Below are 24,020 nucleotides of genomic sequence, written 5' to 3' on the forward strand. Positions count from 1 at the left end.
GCGCGTACCGATGCCGCTCCGGAGAGAGTGCTGATGCCGTCCTACTCCTTCGTCCTCAACGGGAGACAGGTCACCGTCGAGGCACCGGCGGACATGCCGCTGCTGTGGGTGCTGCGGGACCTGCTGGACGTGACCGGGCCCAAGTACGGCTGCGGTGTCGGGGTCTGCCGGGCCTGCACCAGTCATCTCGACGGTGCGGAGATCCAGCCCTGTGTCGTCCCGGTCGCGGACTGCGCGGACCGCGAGGTCACCACCATCGAGGGCCTCGCCGACGGCGACCGCCTGCACCCCGTGCAGCAGGCCTGGCTCGACTGCGACGTCTCCCAGTGCGGTTTCTGCCAGCCCGGCCAGATCATGGCCGCCGCGGCCCTGCTGGAGAAGACGGCGCACCCCACGGACGCCGAGATCGACCGTATCGAGAACGTGTGCCGCTGCGGTACGTACTCCCGCATCCGTGAGGCGATCAAGAAGGCTTCCGCGCACGGTGGCCGAGGTCCCTCCGCGTAGGCGGGGGGAACACGTCCCGTCCGGAACGAGGGCGGGATCGCGACCGTGCGGGGACGGCCGTGATCCCACCGGGAGTGGCAGCGCGGGGGCAGCCTGATCCCGCGGGCGGCCACCGTGCCGGGAGTCAGCGGCCGCGGCTCCCCGTGGCCGCGTATGCGTGGAGGAAGAGCGCCTCGACCTGGGCCATGTGCTCGATCTCGGACGGGTCGACGCTCTCGTTGGGCGCGTGGATGAGGCACTTGGGTTCCTCCACGCCCATGAGGATGATCTCGGCGCGGGGATAGGTCTCGGCGAGGACGTTGCACAGCGGGATGGAGCCGCCCTGGCCGAGGAAGGCCATGGGCCTGCCGTAGACCTCGTTCATGGCGCGGCCGAGCGCCGTGTAGGCGGGACCGTCGGTGGCCGCCCTGAAGGGGGCACCGGCGCTCTCGTCCTCGACGCCGACCCGGACGCCCCAGGGCGCGGCCTCGGTGAGATGCCGGGTGAGGGCCGCGCGGGCCACCGCCGGGTTCGTGCCGGGCGGGATCCGCAGGCTCACCCGGGCCCGTGCGGTGGGCGGTACGGCGGCGGCGGAGCCGACCACCGGAGGGCAGTCGATGCCGAGGACGGTGACGGCGGGGCGGGCCCACAGCCGGTCGGCGACCGTGCCGGTCCCGGTGAGACGGACGCCGTCCAGCACGCCGGCGTCGGCGCGGAACTGCTCCTCGTCGTACCCGGCACCCTCCCACTCGCCCTCGCAGTCGAGTCCGTCGACGCGTGTGGCGCCGGTGGCCGGGTCGCGCAGGGTGGAGAGCATCTGGATCAGCGCGGCGAGCGCGTCCGGGGCGGGCCCGCCGAACATGCCCGAGTGCACCTCCCCGGCCAGGGTGTCGACGGTGACGACGATGTTGGCGAGGCCGCGCAGGGTGACGGTGGCGGTACCCGTGCCGACCTCCGCGTTGCCGGTGTCGCACACCAGCAGCGCGTCGGCGAGGAACTGCTCCGGATGCTGGGCCACGTAGCTCTCCAGACCGCCCGTGCCCTGCTCCTCCGATCCCTCGGCGACGAACTTCAGGCCGACCGGGATGTCGTCGCCGAGTGCGCGCAGGGCGGTCAGGTGCATCACGATGTTGCCCTTGCAGTCCGCGGTGCCGCGCCCGTACCAGCGGCCGTCGCGTTCGGTGAGGGCGAAGGGCGGTGTGGTCCAGGCGTCGTCGTCCAGCGGTGGCTGCACGTCGTAGTGGCAGTACAGCAGGACGGTGGGGGCGCCGGGGGGCGGCGGGCGGTGGCCGATGACGGCGTGGCTCCCGTCGGGCGTCTCGGCGAGATGGACGTCGTGGAGCCCCGCCTCGGTGAAGGCGTCCGCCACCCACCGCGCGGCCCGGTGGCATTCCTCGGGAGGGTACTGGCGCGGGTCGGCGACCGACGGGATCGCGACCAGCTCGGCCAGGTCCGCCCTGGCCCGCCCCATCAACCCGGTGATCTTCTCGGCGAGTTCGGACACGGTCACCGCCTCACCGTGTCGTCGGTCTTCAGGTCGTCGAGCCTGTCCTGGATCTTGTCCAGCTTCTCCGGGCAGTAGATCTCGATGATCGTGGCCTCCGCCCGGAGCGACTTGCCGTCACCGATGACGGGCCGCTGTCCGACGAACGCGGCGCCGTTGGACACGTTGATCTTCCACAGCGCCGACTTGAGGGCGCTGGCCGGATCGTCGCAGACCAGGCCGCCGTCGGTGCCCAGCACGCTGGCGATCAGCTCGGTGTCGGGCCGGGGAAGGCCGGCTTCCACGGCCGCGTCGGCGAGTTCGTTGGCCTTGGTCGTGGCCTTGTTGTTCGTCGTGATGGCCGAGTAGCGCACGAGCCCGGCCACCACGAGACCGAGCAGCACGATGATCGCGCCGTAGTAGATCCATTTGTGCTCGGACGCGAACCGGGTGGGACTCATGCCCCCGCCTCCTCGCGAGCGGCCTCCGACTGCCAGCCGGGCTTGCGGAACTTAAGGAACGCCCAGGGGATCAGCAGACCGAGGACGCCGAGACCGGAGCCGATGATGATGACGTACAGCAGGACGCTGTTGCTGCCGAACTGCGAGGGCGGCACGAAACCGATGACCATGGCCGAGGCCGAGGCCAGGAATCCGACGACACACACCAGGGTGAGGGCCGGGACGCGGTAGCCGCGCGGGTGGTCGGGCTGGTTCTTCCGCAGCCGGACCGCCGCGACGAACATCAGCAGATAGACGATGAGGTACACCTGCGTGGTGATCGTCGAGAAGATCCAGTACACGTTGGACACGTTCGGGATGAACGCGTAGCCCAGCGCGATCACCGTGGTCACGACGCCCTGGGTCACCAGGATGTTCTGCTGGATGCCGAACCGGTTCAACTGCTGGAGGAAAGGGGGCAGATAGCCCTCGCTGCGGGAGATCTCCAGAAGACCCTTCGAGGGTCCGGCGAGCCAGGTCAGCATGCCGGCCAGCGACGCGGAGATCAGCATCACCGCCGCGATCGGGGTCATCCAGCCGATGTCGAAGTACGCGAAGAACGCGTCGAACGCCTGCATGACACCGGCGGTGAGGCTCGTCTGGTCGGCGGGCACCACCCAGCTGATGGCCAGCGCGGGCAGGATGAAGATGAGCAGCACCAGGCCCATCGCCAGGAACATCGACTTCGGGTACTCCTTCGCCGGGTTCTTCAGGGACGACACATGGACGGCGTTCATCTCCATGCCGGAGTACGAGAGGAAGTTGTTGACGATCAGGACGAGGCTGGCGAGGCCCGTCCAGGCCGGCAGCAGATGGTTGGCCGTCATGGGCGCCGCCGAGGGGTTGCCCTGGGCCAGGAAGACCATGCCGAGCACGACGAGGATCGTGCCGGGTACCAGGGTGCCGATGACCAGACCCCAACTGGACAGTCCGGCCAGGGCCTTGGTGCCGCGCGAGGAGACCCAGACGCCGGTCCAGTACAGGACCACGATGACGATCGCGGTGTAGAGGCCGCTGGAGGCCAGGGCCGGGTCGATGATGTACGCGATGGTGCTCGCCACGAAGGCCAGCAGGCTCGGGTAGTAGAAGATCGTCATCGCGAACTGGCACCACACCGCGAGGAATCCGAGCGGCTTGGACAGTCCCTCGCTCACCCAGCGGTAGACACCGCCGTTCCAGCCCGAGGCCAGCTCCGCCGAGACCAGGGCGGTCGGCAGCAGGAACACGATCGCCGGGACCAGGTAGAGGAACACGCAGGCCAGGCCGTACACCGCCATCGTGGGGGCGGCCCGCAGACTCGCGACCGAGGCGGTCGTCATGAGCGCCAGCGTCAGCCAGGTGAGTCTCGGCGCCGCCGGTGCCGCGACCCGGGCGGTCCGCGCGGTCTCCCGTGGCGCGTCCGCGGGCATGTCCATCGAGCTCATCGGACGCCTCCCTGTTCCCGTGTAGAAGCGATGAGGCCAGCCTCCGTGCGAGTGACCGGCATCGCGCGGCGGGTGATCCGTCCGGGGGAGTGATGGTGCGCGATGGTGATGCGTCCGGGTGACCGGTATCGCGCGGCGGGTGATCTGTCCGGGGGCGGCAGAGGTTCCTCCGGCGACGGCGCTCTCCTGCCCGCGGCCGGGGTGGGCCCCGGTTCCCGCCGGTGAGGCCTCTTCACTCGTTCGGGCCGCCTCGCTCGACGGGTGGGGCGGGTGGTCCGCAGGCTGGTGGCGGGTCCGCGCGCGCATCCCGGCGGGCGGCGGGCCGGGTGCCGAGGGGAGGTGGCCGATGGGACCGGACACGCGGGCGGCTCCGGACGAGGTCGCCTCGTTCCTGGCCCGGCTGACCGGGCTGCTGCTGCGGTCCAGCGGCGAGGGCGCCGCCCTCATCGAGCGCACCGTCCGGCACACCGCCCGCGCGCTGGGCGCCGAGGCCTCCGTCCTTCTCGTGCCGGACGGCGCCGCGCTCACCGTCGCCACCCCCGGCGCCTCCCGCACGGTGACCCTGCGCGGAGTCCCCGAGGTCTTCCGGCTCGACCAGGTCGTCGCGCTGAAACCGCTCGTCCAGGACGTGCGGGCGGGGCGGATCGGGGTGGCCGAGGCGGACCGCCGGCTGGCCGCGATCGAGACGTCCGGGCCGCCCTATCCGTGGTGGCTCAAACTGCTCGGCGTCGTCCTGTTCACGCTGGGCTTCGCGCCGCTGATGCAGGCCACGTGGTACGAGATCGGCGCCACCGCCGTCCTCGGCACCGTCGCCGCCGTGCTGGCCATCACCGCGGACCGGATCCCCCGGTACGCCACCGTGCTCCCGCTGGTCGTCTCGACCGTCGTCTCCGTGATCACCGTCGAGGTGTTCGCCCGCGACACCTCGCACGGCGGCCCCGTGCTGCTGATGCTGCCCGCGCTCTTCTTCTTCGTCCCCGGCGACTATCTGAGCGCCGCCGCGGCCGAACTCGCCGCCGGCTACATCACCACTGGCGCGATCCGGCTCGTCTACTCCGGCTTCCTCCTCGTGCAGCTCTACGTCGGTGTCCTGCTGGGCCTGTACCTCACCGGCACCTCCACCCGCGCCCTCTTCGACATCGCCGCCGCGTCCGATCTGCCGCGCTGGGCCCTCTTCTTGAGCTGGATCGTCTTCACGGTCGGCACCCTGCTGGCCTTCGCCATTCCCTTCCGGCTGCTGCCGCCCCTGCTCCTGCTGGTGTACCTCACCGTGGCCGTGCAGTCCCTGGCCACCAAGGCGATCGGCGAGACGGGCGGAACGTTCGTCGCGGCGGCCGTCCTGGCCGCCGCCGCGACCCGGCTCGCCCTGCGCCCCGACCGGCCGCCCCGGCTCGTGCTGCTCCTGCCCGGCTTCTTCACCCTCACCGTCGGTTCCCTCGGCATGCGGGGGCTGACCACCCTGGCCGGCGGCTATGTCATCGAGGGCTTCCGCGACCTGCTGAAACTCGTCACGATCGTCACCGCCATCGCCGTCGGCCTGGTCCTCGGAGCGGTCCTCGCCCAGCCGGCGGTCACCAGCCCGTCAGCAGAAGGTGGTTGAGGAGCAGGGCCGACATGGCCTGGGCGACGAGCCAGGCACGGGGCCGGGGGAGGAACGCGCCCGCCGGGAGCATCCACATCGCGAACGGCAGCCAGATGCGTTCGGTCTCGGCCTTGCTCATCCCGGAGAGATCGGCGACGAGAAGGGCCAGCAGCGCCCCGATGACGAGGACGGCGAGCCGCGTGGCGGTGCCGGGGGCGGAGCGAACGCCCGTGTCGGCCACACCGGGGACGCCGGCCACACCGGAGACGCCGGCCACGCCGGACACCGGCTCCGCGCCCGGCGCCGTTCCGGGGAGGTGCTCCCGCGCCGTGTCCGGGCGGTGTTCCCGCGCGGCGCCGGGGCGGTGTTCCCGCGCGGTGCGACCCCGGGGGACGAGGCCGGTCCCGATACGCAGGGTTGCCGCCCCGGCCCTGCGCAGTCCCGCCACGGTCGCCGGTCCCGTGATGAGCACCGTGCAGGCGAGATTCGCCCAGACCCAGTAGCCGTACGGCCGGACGCCGCCCGCCCCTTCGTAGTAGCGGGTGACCAACAGGCGATAGGCCTCCCACCAGTTGAAGCCGAGCAGCGTGAACACCAGCGGTACGACGGTGAGTCCGGCCAGGACGTACGGCAGCGGGCGGAGCCGGGACCGGCGCCCGAGCAGCAGAACGGCGCCGGCGATCACGGCGATCAGGGTCAGACCGTACGAGAGATACGCGGTGAGGCCGAGGAGGAGACCGGAGGCGAGGCCGGTCGTCCGCGGCCGGCGTCCCGTGACCGCGAGGGCCAGCAGGGCGAGGGCCCAGGCCGCGACGGCCGCGAAGTACCCGTCCGCCGATGTGCCCATCCACACGGCCGCCGGGGCGAGGGCGAGGAAGGGCGCGGCGCGGCGCGCGAGCGCCTCCCCGGCCAGGGCGCGCACGGTGACGAGCACCGCGACCCCGGCCGTCGCGCCGACGGTGATGCACCAGACGCCCGCCCAGGCGCCGCCGCCCAGTCCGACGCGGTCGAGGAGGACGAAGGTGAGGGTGGCGGCCGGCGGATGCCCGGCGATGTGCGCGGGCCAGTGGCCGGGGGAGTGCAACAGGATGTGGTGGGTGAAGTCCCGCAGGGCTGCCGGGATGTCGTGGAAGCGGTCGACCGGGGAGATGACCTGGAGGTACTCGTACCGCGTGGTGAGGCGCCGGGCCACGCCCCGCTCCCAGCCGTCGACCAGCGCCAGGGAGAACGTCCACACCGTCGTCGTGCCCCACACGGCCGCGAGCAGCTTCCGCCAGGGCAGCCGGGCGGCGAGGAGAGGACCGTACGCCACGACCGCGACGGCCAGGGCGACCGCGGCCGCGGTGCCGGGCCCGGCATGCGGTCCCCAGTGCCCGTACAACGGCGCGGCGCTGACGAACAGCGTGCCGTCGCGGTGCTCGATGACGTAACCGACGACGGCCGCCGTCAGCACGAGCAGGGCGGCGGCCAGAGCGGCGGCCAGGTCGCCGCGGACGGCCCGCGGCCGGTCGCTCAGCAGCGTCCGGGAGAGCCTGGCGTCCCGGGCCCGCTCCCGGGTCCTGTCCCGGGCCCGGGACAGGACCGGTGCCAGGCGCCGGGGAACCGCCCGGGGAGGGGCCGCCGTGAGAACCCGGGAAGGATCTTCGGGGCGGGCGCGGGACGGATCGCGGGGGACGTCGCGGGGCAGGTCGCGGTTCACCCTCGCACGCTAGGCCGGTAGGCCCCGGCGACAGGGGCCACTGAGGTGGACGTCAGAGTTTCGTCATGGTTTGAGAACCCGTTCGGAGGGTGCCCCAGGCCTACGGTCGGGACATGCCACGGTCTCCCTCGTCCCCCGCGTTCTGGCGCAGCCCGCTGCGCGGCCCCTGGTTCACCTCCGTGCTGGGCGTGGTGCTGCTCGTCGGGATCACGGTGCTGTTCGTGACCGGACTCCTGTCGTACGCGGCCTACAACCCGAACCTCTCGCCGGTGAACGACAAGACACCCGGCAAGGGGATCCTCGGGTTCTACCTCTTCTCCTGGCCGACCGGCCCGGTCTGGCTGTACCGGCTCACCCAGGGCGTCCACGTCACGCTCGGCATCGCGCTGATCCCCGTCCTGCTGGCGAAGCTGTGGTCGGTCGTGCCGAGACTGTTCGCGCTGCCCCCGGCCCGCTCGCTCGCCCACGCCCTGGAACGGCTCTCGCTGCTGTTGCTGGTCGGCGGCGCGCTCTTCGAGTTCACCACCGGCGTGCTCAACATCCAGCTCGACTACGTCTTCCCCGGCTCCTTCTACACCCTGCACTTCTACGGGGCCTGGGTGTTCATCGCGGCGTTCGTCGCGCACGCCGTCCTGCGGGTGCCGGCGGCCATGCGCAACCTGCGCGGTCTCCGCACTCCCGGTCCGCGGCCCGAGCCACCGGACTCCTCGCCCGGAGCGGGTGAACCGGCTTTTCCGGAGGACGAGTTGGTGTCACCCGACCCGTTGCCGCCCACGGTCTCGCGGCGTGGGGCCCTCGGTTTCGTCGGAGGCGGAGCCCTGCTTCTGACGGCCACTTCGGCGGGCCACGGCTTCGACGGGCCGCTGCGCGACACGGCGCTGCTGGCCCCGCACGGCGGCGCCGAACCGGGCTCGGGACCGGGCGGCTTCCAGATCAACAAGACCGCCGCGTCCCGCGGTATCACCGTCGCGGAGACCAGCGAGGACGCCTGGCGCCTGGTCGTCACGGGCAAGGGCCGGACGGTCCGGCTGAGCCGCGCCGACCTCCGGCTGCTCCCCCTGCACAGTGCCGCGTTGCCCATCGCCTGCGTGGAGGGCTGGTCGACGTCCGACCAGTGGTGGCGGGGGGTGCGGCTGCGGGACCTGGCGGCGCTCGTCGGATACGAGGCGGGCGCGGCCCCCGATGTGCTCGTGGAGTCGCTCCAGCGGCACGGGGCGTTCCGGGTGGCCGCGCTGCGGGACAACCAGGTGCGCGACGCGCGTTCCCTGCTCGCGCTGTTCGTCAACGGCGAGGACCTGACCCCCGATCACGGCTACCCGGCACGCGTCATCGTTCCGGCCGCGCCCGGAGTGCTGAACACCAAGTGGGTGGCCCGGATGACGTTCGGAGACCTGTGATGCGAAGCCCTGATCCACGCGACCCTGATCCACGCGACCCTGATCCGCGAGGCCCTGATCCGCGAGGCCCTGAATCACGCGACCCTGAATCACGCGGCCCGGAACCGCGAGGCCACGAACCGCGAGGCCCTGAAGCGATCGGCGACGAACTGGGAGGCGACGAACCGCGACGGTCCGCGCCGCGGCGACTCGCGGCGCGCCGGCGGTTCGAGGCGCTACTCGCGTCGGTGCGCCGGCGTCCCCGCCGTGAGCTGATCGGCAGCCCCTTCCAACTGCTGCTGTTCGCCTGCTCGTTCGCGTTGGCGGGCTACGCGGGGGTGCGGCTTTTCGCGGCCGACTGGTCCCGGGTGGCCCTCTGGTTCGTGGGCGCGGCGGTGCTGCACGACCTGGTGCTCGTACCGCTGTACGCCGTCGCGGACCGGGTCGTCTCGACGACGCTGGACGCGAGGGGCCACCGGGACCTGACGATGTACGTCCGTGTTCCGGCGGCTCTCTCCGGTCTCCTGCTGCTGGTGTGGTTCCCGCTGATCAGCGGGCAGGTCGCCGACCGCTACCGGTCGGCGACCGCCCTGCCGGCCGACGGGTTCGCGGCCCGCTGGCTGCTGATCACGGCGGCGCTGTTCGCCGGGTCCGCGCTGCTGCTCGTCCTGCGGTCCCTCCGGGCCTCTGGCCGCGGCCCGTTGCGTAGGGCCACGAAGGAGCGTCCGCCCGCCGCCCACTGAGCGTCGGCGCGCCATCCGGCACGCGCCGCGTGCCGGAGCAGGGCCGGGGTGCCGAGCCGGGCCCACGGGAAGGCGGCCCGGTCGCCGGCCTCGCCCGCGTTCCCGCCCCCGGCCGCACTGCTGTCCGTGCTGCCGGTGTCATCGGTGTCATCGGTGTCGTCGGGGTGTGCGGCGCGGACGATGCGAACGTCGACGCGCTCGTCGATGTCCGCGCCCGCCACGGTCTCGGCGATCAACAGTCCGCCCGGGGCGAGGAGTTCGGCCGTACGGCGCAGGAGGGCGGCCGGGTCGCCGCCGATGCCGATGTTGCCGTCGACGAGGAGGACGGTGCCCCAGCGGCCCTCCGAGGGCAACGGCTCGAAGACCGACCGGTGCAGCGCCCGGCCGCCGAGCCGTGCCGTGCGGGCCACGGCGGCCTCGCTGACGTCGATGCCGAGCGAGGTCCTTCCACGGGCCGCGAGTTCCGCGACCAGACGTCCGGGACCGCATCCCACGTCGAGCACGGAGCCCTCGCAGTACGCGAGCACCTGGAGGTCCACCGCGTCGGCGCGGGCGCACCAGCGCTCCACCTCCAGGGGAAGGAGCCAGCCGTCCGTCCGCCGCAGGAACAGCGGCCCCCGGCCGGCGCCCAGCGCCTCCGCGTAGGGGTCGGCGGCCCAGGAGCGCGCGGCCCGCCCGGACAGGGCCCCCGTTCCGGGCCCCCCGCCGCTTCCGTTCGCGTTTCCGTTCCCGGTCCTGGTTCCCGTTCCCGCGGCGGTCCCCGTCTCGGTCCGCACGCTCGTCCGGGCCCCCGTCCCGCTGCCGCTGCCGTTACCCGGGAGAGGGACGGCGGTCCGGGCGGCGCCGGCACCCCGCGAGGCCGTTCTTCCCGCGCCGCTCATCGTCCGGCACCCCGCCGCCCGGAGACGGGGCCGGTGTCCCGGCCGCCGGTGCCCGTTCCGGCGCCGGCGGCCCGCACGGCCTTGAGTCCGGCGAGGAACCCCTGATTCCGCCCGGTCGCCGGCCCGGAGGCCCGGTCCGGGGTCGGGGCCGCCGTTCGTCCGGGAACCTGCCCCGGGACGGGAACGGCCGCCGTCCTGAGCCTGCCCAGCTCCGCCGCGAAGGCTCCCGAGGGCGCTGCCGCAGCGACCGCCGTCGCGTCCGCGGCCGTGTCGACGTCCCGCAGACGGGGCAGATCCCGCACCCGCAGCCGGGCCCCGACGAGACGTGACCGCTGCGCGGCACCTGTCGCGCTCGTCGACATCGGTACGCCCCGAAGGAGCTCGGGGGAGGGTTCGGCGAGACCCAGCGCCCAGAAGCCTCCGTCGTCGGCCGGTCCGAAGTACGCGTCGCAGTCCGCGAAGTCCACCGTGAGGAGGGCGGGCGTCACCTGGGGCGTGTCCATGCCGATGAGCAGCGCGGGCCCGTCGCAGCCGGCGAACGCCGCGGCCAGCCGCTCGTCCAGACCGCCCGCGCACTGTCGTACGACGTCGAAGCCGGCCGGAAGCCAGGGGCCGGGCTCTCCGTCGAGCACGAGGACCCGGCGCCGCGCGGGCGTCGCCGCCACCGCTCGCAGGGTGTCCACGAGGGCCGCCTCGGCCAGCGCCGCCGCTTCCCCGGGGGTGAAGGGCGGGGTGAGCCGGGTCTTCACCCGTCCGGGACGCGGTTCCTTGGCGATGACGAGCAGGGTGACGCTCACTGGACGGTTCCTCCTCGGGACGGTGCGGAAGCGGACGCCGAAGGCGGCCCCGTGACCTGGACGCCGCCCGAAACGCCGGTCCGGGCTCCGGTCCGCGCCTCGGCCTGGGCTTCGGTCCGGGCCTCGGCCCAGGCCTCAGGCGGCGCCTCGGTCCGGTCCTCGGTCCAGGCCTCCGGCCGCGCTCCGGTCCGGGCCTCGGGCGGCGCCTCGGTTCGCGTCTTGGGTCGGGCCTCCGGCCGCGCTCCGGTCCGGGCCGCGGTCCGCGCCTCGGGCGGCGCTTCGGTCCGGGCCTCGGTCCCGGCCCTGGGCCGGGCCTCGGAGTACGCCCCGGGCCGGGTCTGGGCCTGCCCCGCGGTCGGGGTTCCGTCGGAGGACGGGGGCCGGTCGTGCGCCCGGGTGGGCGTGGGCGGTTCGGCCAGGACGCGGCGCATGTCCCGTACCGCCTGCCAGGTGCCGAGCCAGGTGCCGGTGACCTTGGAGACGCCGGTGCGCGCCAGATACGGCACGTCGTGCTCGGCGACGCGCCAGCCGGCGTCGGCGGCGCGGACGACCATCTGGAGCGGGTAGCCGCTGCGCCGGTCGGTGAGCCCGAGTCCGAGCAGCGCCTCGCGGCGGGCCGCGCGCAGCGGACCGAGGTCGTGCAGGCGCAGACCGGTGCGGCGCCGGAGCATCCGGGCCAGCGCGATGTTGCCCGCACGGGCGTGCACGGGCCAGGCGCCGCGCTCCTGGGGCCGGCGCCGGCCGAGCACGAGGTCGGACTCGGCGGCCCGCACCTCGGCGACGAACGGCAGGAGCAGGGCCGGGTCGAGGGAACCGTCGCAGTCGCAGAAGCAGACGATGTCGGCGGTCGCGGCGGTCAGCCCGGCGTGGCAGGCGGCACCGAACCCGCGGCGCTCCTCGCGCACGACGGTGGCGCCCAGCGCGCGGGCCAGTTCGGCGGAGCCGTCCGTGGAGCCGTTGTCCACGACCAGCGCGCGCCAGCCGGGCGGGATCCGGGAGAGCACCCAGGGCAGGGCGCCGGCCTCGTTCAGACAGGGAAGGACCACGTCGACGTCCGGGTCCGGTACGGGAAAGGTCGTCACGGCCTTCACCTTACGAACGCGAAAGGGATATACCGGACTTCATGTCCTTACGAAACTCGGACGTCGGCGCCGACGAGCCACGCCGGACCCGGCCGGGTGCGACGCTGGATCCATGCATCGAGCGCACGAATCCCCAGGTGCCGGACCTGCCCCGAGCGTGACCGGGGGCCCGGGGACGGCTCCGGCCCCCGACCCGGGGACGGCGTCGAACCCGCGTTCCGGGGCGGCTTTGGACCCGCACCCGGGCCCAGGAGCGCTTCCCTCTCCGGAACGCGCCACGCAGCCCCTGCCCGCGTCCGCGCCGGAGTCCCTTCCGGCCTCCGCGGCGGCCACGCGTGTGCTCGTCGTGGACGACGACCCGACCGTGGCCGAGGTCGTCTCCGGGTACCTCGAACGCGCCGGGTATCTCGTGGACCGGGCGGCGGACGGAGCCGTGGCACTGGCCCGTGCCGCCGCGCACCGGCCCGACCTGGTGGTGCTCGACCTGATGCTGCCGGGCATCGACGGCCTGGAGGTGTGCCGCCGGCTGCGTGCGCAGGGGCCCGTGCCGGTCATCATGCTCACCGCGCGCGGTGACGAGGACGACCGGATCCTCGGCCTGGAGGTCGGCGCCGACGACTACGTGACCAAGCCGTTCAGCCCGCGGGAACTGGTCCTGCGGGTCGAGTCGGTGCTGCGCAGGACCCGGCCGGTGCCCGCCGCGCGCCCGCTGCACGCCGCCGGTCTCACCGTCGATCCGTCGGCCCGCCGCGCCACCAAGAACGGCACCGAACTCGCGCTCACCCTGCGCGAGTTCGATCTCCTGGCCTTCTTCCTGAAGCACCCCGGCCGGGCGTACGCCCGCGAGGACCTGATGCGCGAGGTGTGGGGCTGGGACTTCGGTGACCTGTCGACGGTCACCGTCCACGTCCGCAGACTGCGCGGCAAGGTCGAGGACGATCCCGCGCGGCCCCGCCTGATCCAGACGGTGTGGGGCGTGGGCTACCGCTTCGACGAGACGGAGACGGTGGCGGTGGCGGAAACGGTGGCCGGGCCGGGCGGGGCCGGACGAGAACGTCCCGCGACCGAGAAGGAGACCGGTTCGTGAACGACATACTGGTCATGGCCCTGTTCGCCTTCCTGGGCGCCGCCGCCGCGGGCCTGCTCGGCGCGGGCGCGCTCCGGCTCCTGCGGCGCCGTTCGCTCACCGCGTCCTTCGCTGTGGTCGCCGCCGTCGCCGTCTGCGCCATGCTGGCGGGAACGCTGGCGGTGGCGTGGGCGATGTTCCTGTCCCCGCACGACCTGAGCGTGGTCACGACGGTCATCACCATGGCGGCCGTCGTCTCGCTGGCCACCGCGCTCCTGCTGGGCCGCTGGGTCGTGGCCCGCAGCAGGGCGCTGACCCTCGCCGCCCGCTCCTTCGGCGACGGCGGCGACTTCGCGGCCCCCGAGGGCCCGACGACCGCCGAACTCTCCGCGCTCAGCCGTGAACTGGCGGACACCAGCCGCAAGCTGGCCGAGTCCCGCGACCGCGAAAGGGCGCTGGAGACCTCGCGCCGCGAACTCGTCGCCTGGATCTCGCACGACCTGCGCACCCCGCTCGCCGGACTGCGCGCGATGTCGGAGGCCCTGGAGGACGGTGTGGCGGCGGATCCGGACCGCTATCTGCGCCAGATGCGTACGGAGGTGGAACGCCTCAACGGCATGGTCGGAGACCTCTTCGAACTCTCCCGGATCCACGCGGGCGCCCTCGCCCTGTCCCCCTCCCGTGTCTCCGTGTACGACCTCGTCGGCGACGCCCTCGCCGGAGCGGACCCGCTGGCACGCGAGTACGGGGTGCGGCTGGTCGGGAACCGTATCGAGCAGGTGCCGGTCGAGGTGGACGGCAAGGAGATGAGCCGGGTGCTCGGCAACCTCCTCGTCAACGCGATCCGCCGTACGCCCGCCGACGGCACGGTCGCGGTCGCCGCCGAACGCTCGGCCGCGGGCGTGGTCCTGTCCGTCACCGACGGCTGCGGAGGCATCCCGGAGGAGGACATCCCACGGGTCTTCGACACCGGCTGGCGCGGGACCCACGCCCGTACACCACCCGCCGGAGCCGGCCTCGGGCTCGCCATCGTCCGCGGCATCGTGGAGGCGCACCGGGGCATGGCCGCCGTCCACAACGTCCCCGGCGGCTGCCGTTTCGAGGTCACCCTCCCGATGGCGGGGCTGTGACAGCCGCCCCGGCCTCCCGGCCGGGGTTCCGGCCGGCGAAAGCCCTACTCCCCGCGCAACGGCGCCGTCGCGAACTCCCGCATCCCCTCGGTGAATCCGATCTCGGCCTTCCAGCCCAGCTCGGCCCGCAGCCGGGCCGAGTCCGCGGTGATGTGCCGTACGTCCCCCAGCCGGTACTCCCCGGTCACGACCGGCTCGGGGCCCCCGTACGCGTCCGACAGCGCCCGCGCCATCTCGCCGACCGTACGAGGCTCGCCGCTGCCGGTGTTGTAGACGGCGAGCGAGCCGCTCGGTGAACCCGCCTCCAGGGCCGCCATGTTGGCCGCGGCCACGTCCCGCACATGGACGAAGTCCCGCCGCTGTCCGCCGTCCTCGAAGACGCGTGGGGCCTCACCGCGGGCGAGCGCGGAACGGAAGAAGGAGGCGACGCCCGCGTACGGGGTGTCGCGGGGCATCCCGGGTCCGTAGACGTTGTGATAGCGCAGCGACACCGCGGTGCCGCCCGTGGAGCGGGCCCACGCCGCCGCGAGGTGTTCCTGGGCCAGCTTGGTCGTCGCGTACACATTGCGCGGGTCGGCCGGCGCGTCCTCCCCCACCAGGCCGGGCGTCAACTGCGCACCGCAGCGCGGGCAGAGCGGCTCGAAGCGGCCCGCGTCCAGATCGGCGACGGTCCGCGGTCCCGGCCGGACCACCCCGTGCCGCTCGCACGCGTACCGCCCCTCCCCGTACACGACCATCGACCCGGCGAGCACGAGCCGCCGTACCCCGGCGTCCGCCATCCCGGTGAGCAGCACGGCGGTGCCGAGGTCGTTGCGCGACACGTAGGCGACCGCGTCGGCGAACCCGGCGCCGAGACCCACCATCGCGGCCTGGTGGCACACCGCGTCCACACCCTTCAGCGCCCCCGCGACGGCCTCGGCGTCCCGGACGTCGAGGCCGTCCCGCAGGTCGAACACGACCGCCTCGTGTCCTCGCGCCCGCAGGGTCGCGACGACCCGACCTCCGATGAATCCGGCTCCGCCGGTGACCAGTACACGCATGGAACGCACGCTAGGACCGCCGCCGTGTCCGGTGACAGCACCACGCCCGTCACGTCACCGCACCGTAAGACCCGGGGCGGTGTCGCGCGTGCTCACATGCGCAGCAGCCGCTGGGTGATCTCGCGGTACTGCCGCAGCGCGTGACGCAGTTCCTCGCCCTGGGTCTCGGGGTTCTGCTCGTGCCAGGCCGCGTGGAGGTCGCGCCGCCGTTCCGTGAGGGCGCTCATGAGCTGGGCGGCGGCCTCGTCGAAAGCGGTCTCGGCCTCTTCCAGGGCCTCCAGCGGGTTGTGCGCGAAGGTGTTGAGCGCGTGGTGCAGCCGCTGGGTGAGGTCGGCCCGCTCCTCCGCCCCGAGCAGCGGTTCCGGTCCCGCCGTACGACGTCCGGCGGAGCCGGGCCGTCCCTCCGGAGGCTGTTGGGCGCGTGTCTGGTCGTACATCATGGTCGGCCGCTTCCTGTACGTCGTACCGGCGCGGGGCGCGTCGGGGAGTTCGGGGGCGACGACCGGTCCGGACGCTCCGGGAGGCCGTCGCCGGGACGCGTTCAGCCGGCGCTGGATCCCTCCGGTGCCGCCCGGGCGGCGCGCCGGTACTCGGCGTTGATGCGCTGAGCTTCCTCTAGCTGGTCCTCGAGGATGACGATGCGACAAGCGGCCTCGATCGGGGTCCCCCGGTCGACGAGTTCCCGCGCGCGGGCGGCGATCCTCAGCTGATAGCGGGAGTAGCGGCGGTGGCCGCCCTCCGAGCGAAGCGGAGTGATCAGGCGGGCCTCACCGATGGCCCGGAGGAATCCGGGCGTCGCACCGAGCATCTCGGCGGCCCTGCCCATCGTGTATGCGGGATAGTCGTCGTCGTCGAGACGACCACTGAGTGGAGTGTCCGCTGTCATTTCACCTCGTCATGGCACACGCGTCGAGGGGCCCCGCTGCCGTACGGCACCAGGGCCCCGAAGGAAATTGAACACCATCCGCCGGCTCCGCTGCGGAGCCGACCTTCTGTTTCCGCTACCGGGCCCGTCTGAGGGGCGGATGAGCGGGGATCGTGTATGGCGTGACCGGAAACCACCGTCCATTCCGGGTTTTTGCGGCACCGGCCGTGCTGCCCCGGGGCCGCGCGATCCTGATGGCGTCTGCTTCCTCCGTCCTTGGCTCGTGTCGGTCACTCGCCGGACCGGGAGTGTTCTCCTCCGGACCGACGCCGTCTGTACAACAAACCCTAATCACGCCACAGCTCGATGTCTACTGTGACAAAGACAGGTTTAGCGAGGCGCGGGTGTCAGTTTTTGCGCGGCGCGCGGCGATCGCCGCGATGAGCGGCCCGTATACGGAATCGAGACCATCCCGCGTCCTTCTGCCCGCAACTGCCGGGCGGTCCCGTGCTGTCCTGTGGGGCAGAATCCGCGGCCGGGCGAGCGACGGCCGTATGCCGTGGTCACGCAGGCCGTGACCATGACTTCGCCGGTCGGGCGGACCGGGACGGCCGGTGCCGGCCGGCCGGGCGAGGTCGTCGAGAACGAGGACGGGACATGTCGGGTCTCAGACGTACGCCGGCGCTGGCGCTGGCGGGCGGGATCATGCTGCTGACGGGGTGCCAGGACTCGGCGGGCGCGAGCTCCGCCGCGGACACCCCCGCTTCCTCCGCGGCCTCCTCGGCCGCGGCGGCCGTCCGGAGGGACACCCCGGACCCGGCCGTCTCACCCTCGTCGAGTCCCGCCGGCACGGGCACGCCGTCGCGCGGATCGGCCACCGCCTCCCCGGAGCGGGCCTCCGCCACCCCGGCTGGCCACGCGGCCACCGCCGTCGCGGGGTGCCGCAACCTGGCCGCCGGTGACGCGGTGAAGGCCGAGGTCACCCGGATGTACCGGCACGACGTCACCCACTTCCAGCACATCGAGCCGGAGCCGCACACGTTCTTCTACGGTCAGTGCGGAACCGTCCGCTACGCCGCCACCCGTTTCCAGCCGTTCGCGGGTGCCACGCAGGCGGAACTCGTGGGCATGCAGGACGAGGGAGGCGCCATCAAGTACTTCCGCGACTCGGGCGGCGGCTGGGTCTTCGTCGCGAGCGACGGCCTCCCCGCGGGTCCGCGCGGCTGCGGCGACATCCCGGCGATTCCCGACGCCCTGGCCACCGCATGGGGAAACTGCTCGTTCGGGCGCTGAACCGCCCGCCCTCCTCGCCCCCGGATCCCGGCCCGCCCGTGCGGGGCCGATGTGCTCACGGCGCCGGTGCTCATGGCGACGAGGGCGCCGGAAGCACGGTCGGGAGGGCGGTCGGAGACGCCGTCGCCTCGTGCGCGACGGCGTCGAAGTCGACGTATCCGGTCCTCTCCAGCGCCGAGATGTGGCCGAGCTCGGTCCGGTCGGCGACCGTGGCCAGCTCCCGTACCAGCGTGTTGCGGGTGCTGCTGCGCACCTGCGCGAGCTGCTGGAAGAGCCTGCCGTGCTCCTCGCGCAGCAGGTTCGCGAACTTCTGCCGGTAAGCGCCGCCCTGAGCCGCCGTCAGCTGCGCGAGCCGGCCCTGCTGCTCGGCGGTCGGCCGGGTCGGCAGGACGATGGCGAGGTCACCGGCCACGGTGCGCACCCGCTTGTCGAGCTCGGTGTGGCCGGCCACCAGCTGCTCGCCCGCCTCCTCGACGGCCTTCGTGGGGGCCCTGTCGATCGCCTGCCGGCCCGCGGATATCTCCCACAGGCCGTCCAGTTCCACCTGCACCACGAGGTCGCGGTCGGCGGTGCTCAGCGGTCCCCAGGGCGTGCTCACCACGGGGCCGGGGTCGGCGATGGCGGCCTTCACCGCGTCGAAACGGTGGGGGTACGAGTAGAACACCGGGTACGCGAGTGAGCCGATCGTGCCGCCGATCGCCAGCACCATGAAGATCGTGACGAAGCTGCGCCGCAACTGAGCCTCCCTGAGGACCGGCTGTTCTTCGGCAACCTTCACTCGGCCGGTGCGGTCCGTACCGGCCGGAGCCGTTCGTTGGCGCGTACCGGGTGCTCCGGCCCTTCCTGTACGGGGGGAACGGGAGTCGCAGGGCGGGGCACCCGGCCGCCGTGCCAGAAGATCACTCCGCCGCCCGGGGCCGATAGGGCCGAACGGCCCAAGGGACGCCTGGACCGTACGGACACCGGGCCGCGCCCAGGACCGGGCGCGCCCCTCTCCGGCCCGCGTGCGGGCGGGTCCGTGAACGGCGAACGGGCCCGGACGGCACAGGCCGTCCGGGCCCGAGGGGCGATGGCGAGGGCCGGTCAGAACAGGCCCTTGTACCCCTGCCAGCCGGTGGCGGTCTTCGTCCGGCCGCCGAAGGAACCCTTGCCGTTGCCGTCGTTGCGCCACACGGTGCCGGCGCTGTCGCGGGAGACGAGGTCGGCTCTGCCGTCGCCGGTGACGTCGCCGACGCCCACGACCACGTTGTACGACGAACCCCAGTCGTTGAAGACCTTCACGCGGGCCTTGAACGTGCCGCCCGCCGTGCCGTCGTAGCGCCACAGCTCGTTCGACTTGTCCTGGGCCAGCAGGTCACCGTGACCGTCGCCGTTGAGGTCACCGGCGCCCACGACCTTCTTGTACCCCGTCCACTTGGACGCGACCTTCACCCGGGCGGAGAACGTGCCCGTGCCGGTCGCCTTGTAGAGGTAGACGTCGCCGGTCGAGGACTGGCGGGCGACCAGGTCGGCCCGGCCGTCGCCGCTGACGTCCCCGGGCGAGGTCAGCACGTCGTACTGGTTCCAGCCCGTGCCCAGCGAGGTGTACGCGGTGGACGGCGTCACCGCCGCCCCGCACGCGGGCCGGTAGGCGCGCAGCGAGCCGCTGCTGAACCGCACGAGCACGTCGTTGCAGCGGTCACCGCTCAGGTCGCCGAACGGCACCGCCTTCACCGTGGTCGGCCACCCGGAGCCCGACACCTTGCCGGTGAACGTCCCCTTGCCCGTCCCGTACTGGTACGTCAGCCCGCCCGAGCTGTTGAGCGTCACCAGCTCGCCGAAGCCGTCCGACCCGACGAAGTCACGGCGGACCGCGGCGGCTCCGGTGACCTTGACCGAACCCGTCCTCGTCAGCGCCGCGCCCTGCCCGTCCGCGGGGGTGACGGTCAGCTTCCAGGTGGCGGCGCCGTTGGGCACCAGCCGGCCGGAGCCGTCCTTGCCGTTCCAGGCCGGGTTCACCACACCGCGGGCCGGACCGCCGGAGAGCGTGCGCACGGCCGTACCGGCCTTGTCGCCGATCTCCAGCTTCCAGGAGGCCGCGGGCTTGTTCAGCCACCACTTCGGGCTCCACTGCGCGGCACCGCCCTTGACGTCGACCGAGGCGGCGACGGTGGCGTCGCGCTGGACGAGCGCCGAGACGGGGACGTCACTGGAGGTCAGACGGATGCTGTTGTCGGAGCGGAGCTGGGCGATCACCCCGGTGTACGGGTCGACGTCCCACGCGTTGCCCTCGAACGCCCCGGCGGTGTGCGCCACGGGTGTCCCGCCGCGCACGTCGATCACCTTGAGCTGTCCGGCGGCGACCGTCGCGACGAAGCCGTCGCCGAGCTGCGCCTGCTCCCAGCCGCCGCCCGACACCAGCGTCAGATTCCGCTTGGTGACGGTGTCGTAGACGCCCTGGCCCTCCGAGTCGAGCACGCAGTTCCACAGCAGCCACCGGCCGACCGCCTGGAAGTCGTTCAGCAGGCAGCCGCGCCCGAACCACACCGGTTCGCCCTGCTCGCCGGTCAGCAGGTCGTAGGGGACCACACTGTCGTTGCCGGACATCACCCACACGGTGGTGCCCCAGATCGCCCGCACGCTCTCCGTCGTCGTGAACACCGTGCGTCCGGAGTCGACGTCGACGATCCGGGTCTCCGCCACCCCGTTGCTGTCGTACGGCCTGGTCAGAGCGGCGAAGCGGCCGTTCGCGGCGGTCGCGGTCTGATAGCCGCGGGAGCTGTCGATCCGGGTGCCGGGCAGTGACTGGCCGGCGCCGAGGAGCTGGGGCTGCTGGGCGGTGTCCGTGCCGTAGCCGGCGAGGACCGTCCGGCCGTCACCGGTGTCGAGGAGACGAGGGCGGCCCTGCGCGTAGTTCTCCATGGTGATCCGGCCACGGGTGGTGCGCGTTCCCGCCGTGGGGGAGCCGGACACCCCCGTCTCACGGGTGTGGAGATACGTCCAGTCGCCCACGGGGTCCTGTTCCAAGGTGGTCAGCCGTCCCTGGGCGAGGGTCAGCTGAGAGACCGTGTGGGCGGCCTTGCGGGGGTAGGCGTCCGCGATCCGGCGCACGGTGACCCCGCCACCCGCGGCGGCCTCGACGAGCGAGACGCCCCAGTGGTCCGTGTCGGGGCCGCCCGGTACGAGGAGCCCGCCGTCCGGAGTCGCCATCGCCCGCACCGACGTCCTGGCCATCAGCGTCCGCGGCGCGGAGCCGTCGAGCGGGACGGCCTCGACCCGTGAGACCGCGCGGCCGGTGTCGGCTCTGCCCAGGGAGGAGTCGTACCGGGCCACGATCACGGTGTCGCCGACCAGGCCCAGCACCTGCGAGATGTCGCCGACGGGCACGGTCCGCACGGTGGCGGCCGGGTTCTGGCGGGAGGCCACGTGCAGGATGCCGTCGTAGCACCACACGAGGTGGGTGGGGCTGAGCGCGACCATGTCGTACCACGGCAGCACCTCGTACGGCAGGGCGGTGAAGCGCGCCTGCTCGGTGTCGAGCCACCCGGTGACCTCGTCGTCGCCCTTGCGGTACCGCACGACCTGTCCGTGCGCGTCGCCCAGACCGGCGGCGGACTGCGTGTAGACGCCGGAGGGCACGCCTTCCACCGTGCGGTCGGAGACGGAGCCGTCGTCCCGGGCGTCGAGCAGATGCCACCGGGAGTCGCCCGGGGTTCCCGTCGTCGTGACGACCGTCGACCCGAGGGTGCTGAAGTAGAAGTGCCCGTCGGGCAGCGCGACCGTACCGACCTGACCGGACGTCATGTTCCGCAGCGTCACGGTCCGGGCGGAGCTGTCGAAGCGGGCGACGACGTCCGAACCCGCGCCGGCACTCGTGACGCCGTACGCGTCCGTGCCCGAGGCGTCGACGACGGTGTCGACACCGTCGTACGTCGTCCACAACTGGCCGCGCCCCTCCTCGTACCGGAGGAATCCCGAGGGCCCCGCGCTCAGCAGGCCCGTCCGGGGAACCAGGGACGTGGTGGCCGGCACGACCACCTCTCCGGTGACCGGTTCGCCCTGCGCGACGCCGGCCGTCAGCGGGCCGAGTCCGAGAGCGAGCGTGAAGGAGACAGCGGCGGCGGTGGCGCATCGTACGAGCGCGCGTCTGCCCATGCGGGACCTCTCCGGGAACGGTGGCTGAAGGCGTGGAGAGACATGTGCGTGGGCCGTCGCGCCGCAGGTCACAGACGTGCGGGCAGGACGTTCGGACACCCCCCCCAGGCGAGTGGCGGGATCATAGCATTTTACTTGCGCATGACCATTGCGGCAGGGGAGCGGTGCGGTGGTCTGCCGTGGCACCGGGGTCCGTCGAGCGCGCCCGTGAACCGAAAGGGCCGGGTCTGCGCGAACCGGGTGGGAGCTCGCGTGAACCGGCCGGGAATTCCGTGAACCGATCGGAGGGGGTCGTCCGATGAGGAGGTGACGGCCGCTCCGCGGAGTCCGGGTCCGGGTCCGATCCCAAGTCCGAGCCGGGTCCGAGCCCAAGTCCGAGTAAGGAGAAGACGGATGCTGCACATGATGGACCTGACGTCCCTCGGGCTGATCGCCCTCGCGGCCGCCATCTGGCTGTGGGGTCTGATCGACTGCGCCCGCACTCCCCGGGACCGCGTCCGCTTCCTGCCGAAGCTGCTGTGGCTGCTCCTCCTGCTCAACGGCTCGGTCCTCGCCACCCTGGCCTGGGTCTACTTCGGCAGAAAGCCGGCGGCGGATCGGGCGAAGATCCCGGCCGGGCGGACCGGGTCCCTCGCCCCGGCGCGGTAGCGGAGGGGCGCCCGGACGAGACCGGCCGGCCGCCCCCGCCAAGGATCCCGCCGTCCCGCGTGAGGCCCTACTGGTAGAGCCGCACACCGCCGTTCGACCCGAGGGCGTTGAGCTCCAGCACGCTGCCGTCCGAGGTGACGTACACCGTGCCAGAGGTGAAGCCCCACTTGCCGGTCCCCACCGGCAGGCCCGCGACCGGGGTGGTGCGACCGGTGCGCGGGTCGATGGTGATGAGCTGCGGGGCGCCGGAGGTGGTGATGGCGTACACCTTGTCGTCCGCGCCGGACGCGGGCACGGCGAGCACGGCGGAGCGCTGGGTCCAGAGTTTGGCACCGGTGGTGGTGTCGAAGCCGTCGATCACCGCGCTGCCGGCGGCCGAGGCCGGGGTGACCAGGACCTTGCCGTAGAGCCGGGCGGAGTGGTCGGCGCCGGTTTCGTTGCCGGTCGTGAGTTCGTCGTTGCCCACAGCCAGTTTGCGGCCGGTCCCGTTGGTGCCGAAGACCCGCACGGCGTCCTGGCGCGCCGTGTGCACGGCGGCGATCAGCGGTGAGCCGGACAGGATGTGCGTCACGTCCGAGTGGGCCCGTTCGGACTTCCGCCAGATCACCTTCCCGGTCTTGCCGTTGTACGCGGTGAGGGTGAACCGGTTCTTCTTGTCGAGGCAGAAGTCGTCCACCAGCACGACGCCGTCGGCGCCCCAGTTGTAGGCGTTGCAGTAGTGACCGCGGGCCTTGTAGCCCCAGACGCGGCTGCCGGTCCGCAGGTCCACCCCGCCGAGGAAGTTCACGCCGACGACGGTGGCGACGTCGCCCTGCAGATAGGTCGCGGCGGGCGCTGCCACCTGGTGCTTCTTGCCGGTCAGCGGCAGGGACCAGAGGATCTTGCCGGTGGACGCCTTGATCCCGGCCAGCCAGGTGCAGGTGCTGCCGTCCTTGCCGAAGGCGACCGTGCCGATGCCCTGGGCGCTGAGCGTGGGCGACATCCCGCAGGGGACGGTGCCGCGCTTGGCGGCGGTGGCGGGGGACGCGGCGCGCCACACCTGCTTGCCGTCGGCGAGGTCGTAGGCCCGCAGGCCGCCTCGGCTGCTGGCCCGGACCAGCAGCTTGTCGGTGAGCCAGCTGCCGATCAGGGCGTCGTCGGCGGCCGGCGCCGGTATCTGCCACACCCGCGTCAGCTTCTCCGAGGCGACGGCGGCGGCCTCCTCCTGCTTGAGCATGACGGTGGCGGCCCCGCCGACGGCGGCGAGGACGGCGAGGGTGAGCAGGATCCTGCCCACCCGCCTGGTCTTCCCGGGCCGTTCGCCGTCCGTGCCCGCGGAAGGCCGGGGCTGCGCGGCGGCGGGCCCGGGGTGGCGGAGGGCCGTCCGGTCGAGGACGGCGGTCGCCGCCGGCGGGAATCCGGACTCCTGGTCCGCCGACTCGCTGCCGTACCAGTCGTGCGGGGACGTCCGGTGACCCGGCTCGCGCGTGGCCTCGTGGGCGCCGGGATCGGCGATCCCCAGCGGCATGGTGCCGTCCCATCGCGTGTCGGACGACCGGCGGTACGGCTCGGCCGACGACCGACCGCCGTCCCACGACGGGACGGCCGGCTCCGTCTGCCGCTGCTCCCCGTGAGGCTGCGGGTGGTCGGCCGCGTCGGCAGCCGTTCCCGGGTACGGCTGCGGGCCGGCAACCGACTTGCGGGGCCGGAAGGCCCAGCCGGACTCCTCCTGCGGCGCCCCCTGGCCCGGCGACGAATCCGTCGTCATCTCCGTGATCTCCCCTGGTCGGGCATCCGCATGCGCCAGCCGCA

At 73.1% G+C, this 24,020-nt stretch carries 18 protein-coding genes and 2 pseudogenes; 7 read left to right on the forward strand and 13 right to left on the reverse strand.

Going from position 1 to position 24,020, the window contains the following annotated elements; genetic code table 11:
• The first annotated feature begins 33 nt into the window (after positions 1-33).
• Complete coding sequence (locus tag ACF07B_RS19155) at positions 34-507, forward strand: (2Fe-2S)-binding protein (protein ID WP_369483572.1); 474 nt, start codon at positions 34-36, stop codon at positions 505-507.
• Between the two features lie 124 nt (positions 508-631).
• Here the strand turns inward: ACF07B_RS19155 and ACF07B_RS19160 are convergent, their stop codons facing one another.
• From ACF07B_RS19160 to ACF07B_RS19170, 3 genes are read right to left on the reverse strand one after another with little or no spacing between them, the layout of a single operon-like run.
• Complete coding sequence (locus ACF07B_RS19160; protein WP_392179729.1) at positions 632-1,996, reverse strand: dipeptidase; 1,365 nt, start codon at positions 1,994-1,996, stop codon at positions 632-634.
• Entirely contained in the window at positions 1,993-2,430 is a 438-nt protein-coding gene (locus ACF07B_RS19165; protein ID WP_369483574.1) for a hypothetical protein, read from the reverse strand. The genes ACF07B_RS19160 and ACF07B_RS19165 overlap by 4 nt, the downstream gene beginning before the upstream one ends.
• On the reverse strand, positions 2,427-3,893 hold the full coding sequence (locus ACF07B_RS19170) for an APC family permease (RefSeq protein ID WP_392179730.1): 1,467 nt from the start codon (positions 3,891-3,893) through the stop codon (positions 2,427-2,429). The genes ACF07B_RS19165 and ACF07B_RS19170 overlap by 4 nt, the downstream gene beginning before the upstream one ends.
• A 346-nt stretch (positions 3,894-4,239) precedes the next feature.
• Between ACF07B_RS19170 and ACF07B_RS19175 the strand changes: the two genes are divergently transcribed.
• The gene (locus tag ACF07B_RS19175; RefSeq protein WP_392179731.1) at positions 4,240-5,493 is read left to right on the forward strand and encodes a threonine/serine exporter family protein; all 1,254 of its coding nucleotides are present in this window, start codon (positions 4,240-4,242) and stop codon (positions 5,491-5,493) included.
• On the opposite strand, the gene ACF07B_RS19180 is transcribed toward ACF07B_RS19175, so the two are convergent.
• The gene (locus ACF07B_RS19180) at positions 5,465-6,994 is read right to left on the reverse strand and encodes a hypothetical protein (protein ID WP_392179886.1); all 1,530 of its coding nucleotides are present in this window, start codon (positions 6,992-6,994) and stop codon (positions 5,465-5,467) included. The two genes, ACF07B_RS19175 and ACF07B_RS19180, sit on opposite strands and share 29 nt — an antisense overlap.
• Positions 6,995-7,287: 293 nt before the next feature.
• Here ACF07B_RS19180 and ACF07B_RS19185 point away from each other — a divergent pair, with 293 nt between their 5' ends.
• Positions 7,288-8,571, forward strand: a complete 1,284-nt coding sequence (locus ACF07B_RS19185; RefSeq protein ID WP_392179732.1) for a molybdopterin-dependent oxidoreductase — start codon at positions 7,288-7,290, stop codon at positions 8,569-8,571.
• A gap of 550 nt (positions 8,572-9,121) precedes the next feature.
• On the opposite strand, the gene ACF07B_RS19190 is transcribed toward ACF07B_RS19185, so the two are convergent.
• The 3 genes and pseudogenes from ACF07B_RS19190 to ACF07B_RS19200 all read right to left on the reverse strand — a co-directional run.
• Positions 9,122-10,069: a class I SAM-dependent methyltransferase gene (locus ACF07B_RS19190; protein WP_392179733.1), complete on the reverse strand. Its 948-nt coding sequence runs from the start codon at positions 10,067-10,069 to the stop codon at positions 9,122-9,124.
• Positions 10,070-10,362: 293 nt separating this feature from the next.
• Positions 10,363-10,971, reverse strand: a pseudogene (locus ACF07B_RS19195) (DUF2064 domain-containing protein); the annotation flags it as partial.
• Between the two features lie 365 nt (positions 10,972-11,336).
• A pseudogene (locus tag ACF07B_RS19200) lies at positions 11,337-12,062 on the reverse strand (glycosyltransferase family 2 protein); the annotation flags it as partial.
• A 328-nt stretch (positions 12,063-12,390) separates the two neighbouring features.
• On the opposite strand from ACF07B_RS19200, the gene ACF07B_RS19205 reads away from it, so the two are divergent.
• Complete coding sequence (locus ACF07B_RS19205; protein WP_392179734.1) at positions 12,391-13,140, forward strand: response regulator transcription factor; 750 nt, start codon at positions 12,391-12,393, stop codon at positions 13,138-13,140.
• 14 nt (positions 13,141-13,154) lie between these two features.
• Complete coding sequence (locus ACF07B_RS19210; RefSeq protein ID WP_384233618.1) at positions 13,155-14,249, forward strand: sensor histidine kinase; 1,095 nt, start codon at positions 13,155-13,157, stop codon at positions 14,247-14,249.
• A gap of 44 nt (positions 14,250-14,293) precedes the next feature.
• Here the strand turns inward: ACF07B_RS19210 and ACF07B_RS19215 are convergent, their stop codons facing one another.
• From ACF07B_RS19215 to ACF07B_RS19225, 3 genes are all read right to left on the reverse strand, one after another.
• The gene (locus ACF07B_RS19215; protein ID WP_392179735.1) at positions 14,294-15,289 is read right to left on the reverse strand and encodes an NAD-dependent epimerase/dehydratase family protein; all 996 of its coding nucleotides are present in this window, start codon (positions 15,287-15,289) and stop codon (positions 14,294-14,296) included.
• Positions 15,290-15,381: 92 nt separating this feature from the next.
• Entirely contained in the window at positions 15,382-15,729 is a 348-nt protein-coding gene (locus ACF07B_RS19220) for a hypothetical protein (RefSeq protein WP_369486030.1), read from the reverse strand.
• A gap of 101 nt (positions 15,730-15,830) precedes the next feature.
• Positions 15,831-16,175: a MerR family transcriptional regulator gene (locus ACF07B_RS19225; protein WP_392179736.1), complete on the reverse strand. Its 345-nt coding sequence runs from the start codon at positions 16,173-16,175 to the stop codon at positions 15,831-15,833.
• Between the two features lie 636 nt (positions 16,176-16,811).
• Between ACF07B_RS19225 and ACF07B_RS19230 the strand changes: the two genes are divergently transcribed.
• Positions 16,812-17,447, forward strand: coding sequence for a hypothetical protein (locus tag ACF07B_RS19230; protein WP_392179737.1), 636 nt, complete (start codon positions 16,812-16,814; stop codon positions 17,445-17,447).
• Between the two features lie 70 nt (positions 17,448-17,517).
• Here ACF07B_RS19230 and ACF07B_RS19235 read toward each other — a convergent pair whose 3' ends face one another.
• Both ACF07B_RS19235 and ACF07B_RS19240 read right to left on the reverse strand, forming a co-directional pair.
• A complete protein-coding gene (locus ACF07B_RS19235; RefSeq protein ID WP_392179738.1) occupies positions 17,518-18,183 on the reverse strand; it encodes a DUF4142 domain-containing protein in 666 nt (221 codons plus the stop codon).
• 347 nt (positions 18,184-18,530) lie between these two features.
• Positions 18,531-21,581 (reverse strand): FG-GAP-like repeat-containing protein, encoded by a 3,051-nt coding sequence (locus tag ACF07B_RS19240; protein ID WP_392179739.1) that lies wholly within the window; start codon positions 21,579-21,581, stop codon positions 18,531-18,533.
• Positions 21,582-21,974: 393 nt separating this feature from the next.
• Here ACF07B_RS19240 and ACF07B_RS19245 point away from each other — a divergent pair, with 393 nt between their 5' ends.
• Complete coding sequence (locus ACF07B_RS19245; protein ID WP_392179740.1) at positions 21,975-22,229, forward strand: hypothetical protein; 255 nt, start codon at positions 21,975-21,977, stop codon at positions 22,227-22,229.
• A gap of 67 nt (positions 22,230-22,296) precedes the next feature.
• On the opposite strand, the gene ACF07B_RS19250 is transcribed toward ACF07B_RS19245, so the two are convergent.
• Entirely contained in the window at positions 22,297-23,976 is a 1,680-nt protein-coding gene (locus tag ACF07B_RS19250) for a PQQ-binding-like beta-propeller repeat protein (RefSeq protein WP_392179741.1), read from the reverse strand.
• Between the last annotated feature and the right edge of the window lie 44 nt (positions 23,977-24,020).

The sequence above is a fragment of the Streptomyces sp. NPDC015532 genome, from assembly GCF_043078065.1.
Taxonomy (GTDB): Bacteria; Actinomycetota; Actinomycetes; order Streptomycetales; family Streptomycetaceae; genus Streptomyces.

What these genes read in the sequence shown, in the direction of transcription:
- ACF07B_RS19220 (WP_369486030.1), bottom strand. Translation starts at nt 15,729, where the DNA reads ATGATGTACGACCAGACACGCGCCCAACAGCCTCCGGAGGGACGGCCC.
- ACF07B_RS19215 (WP_392179735.1), bottom strand. Translation starts at nt 15,289, where the DNA reads ATGCGTGTACTGGTCACCGGCGGAGCCGGATTCATCGGAGGTCGGGTC.
- ACF07B_RS19225 (WP_392179736.1), bottom strand. Translation starts at nt 16,175, where the DNA reads ATGACAGCGGACACTCCACTCAGTGGTCGTCTCGACGACGACGACTAT.
- ACF07B_RS19240 (WP_392179739.1), bottom strand. Translation starts at nt 21,581, where the DNA reads ATGGGCAGACGCGCGCTCGTACGATGCGCCACCGCCGCCGCTGTCTCC.
- ACF07B_RS19175 (WP_392179731.1), top strand. Translation starts at nt 4,240, where the DNA reads ATGGGACCGGACACGCGGGCGGCTCCGGACGAGGTCGCCTCGTTCCTG.
- ACF07B_RS19185 (WP_392179732.1), top strand. Translation starts at nt 7,288, where the DNA reads ATGCCACGGTCTCCCTCGTCCCCCGCGTTCTGGCGCAGCCCGCTGCGC.
- ACF07B_RS19245 (WP_392179740.1), top strand. Translation starts at nt 21,975, where the DNA reads ATGCTGCACATGATGGACCTGACGTCCCTCGGGCTGATCGCCCTCGCG.
- ACF07B_RS19250 (WP_392179741.1), bottom strand. Translation starts at nt 23,976, where the DNA reads ATGACGACGGATTCGTCGCCGGGCCAGGGGGCGCCGCAGGAGGAGTCC.
- ACF07B_RS19170 (WP_392179730.1), bottom strand. Translation starts at nt 3,893, where the DNA reads ATGAGCTCGATGGACATGCCCGCGGACGCGCCACGGGAGACCGCGCGG.
- ACF07B_RS19230 (WP_392179737.1), top strand. Translation starts at nt 16,812, where the DNA reads ATGTCGGGTCTCAGACGTACGCCGGCGCTGGCGCTGGCGGGCGGGATC.
- ACF07B_RS19165 (WP_369483574.1), bottom strand. Translation starts at nt 2,430, where the DNA reads ATGAGTCCCACCCGGTTCGCGTCCGAGCACAAATGGATCTACTACGGC.
- ACF07B_RS19210 (WP_384233618.1), top strand. Translation starts at nt 13,155, where the DNA reads ATGGCCCTGTTCGCCTTCCTGGGCGCCGCCGCCGCGGGCCTGCTCGGC.
- ACF07B_RS19155 (WP_369483572.1), top strand. Translation starts at nt 34, where the DNA reads ATGCCGTCCTACTCCTTCGTCCTCAACGGGAGACAGGTCACCGTCGAG.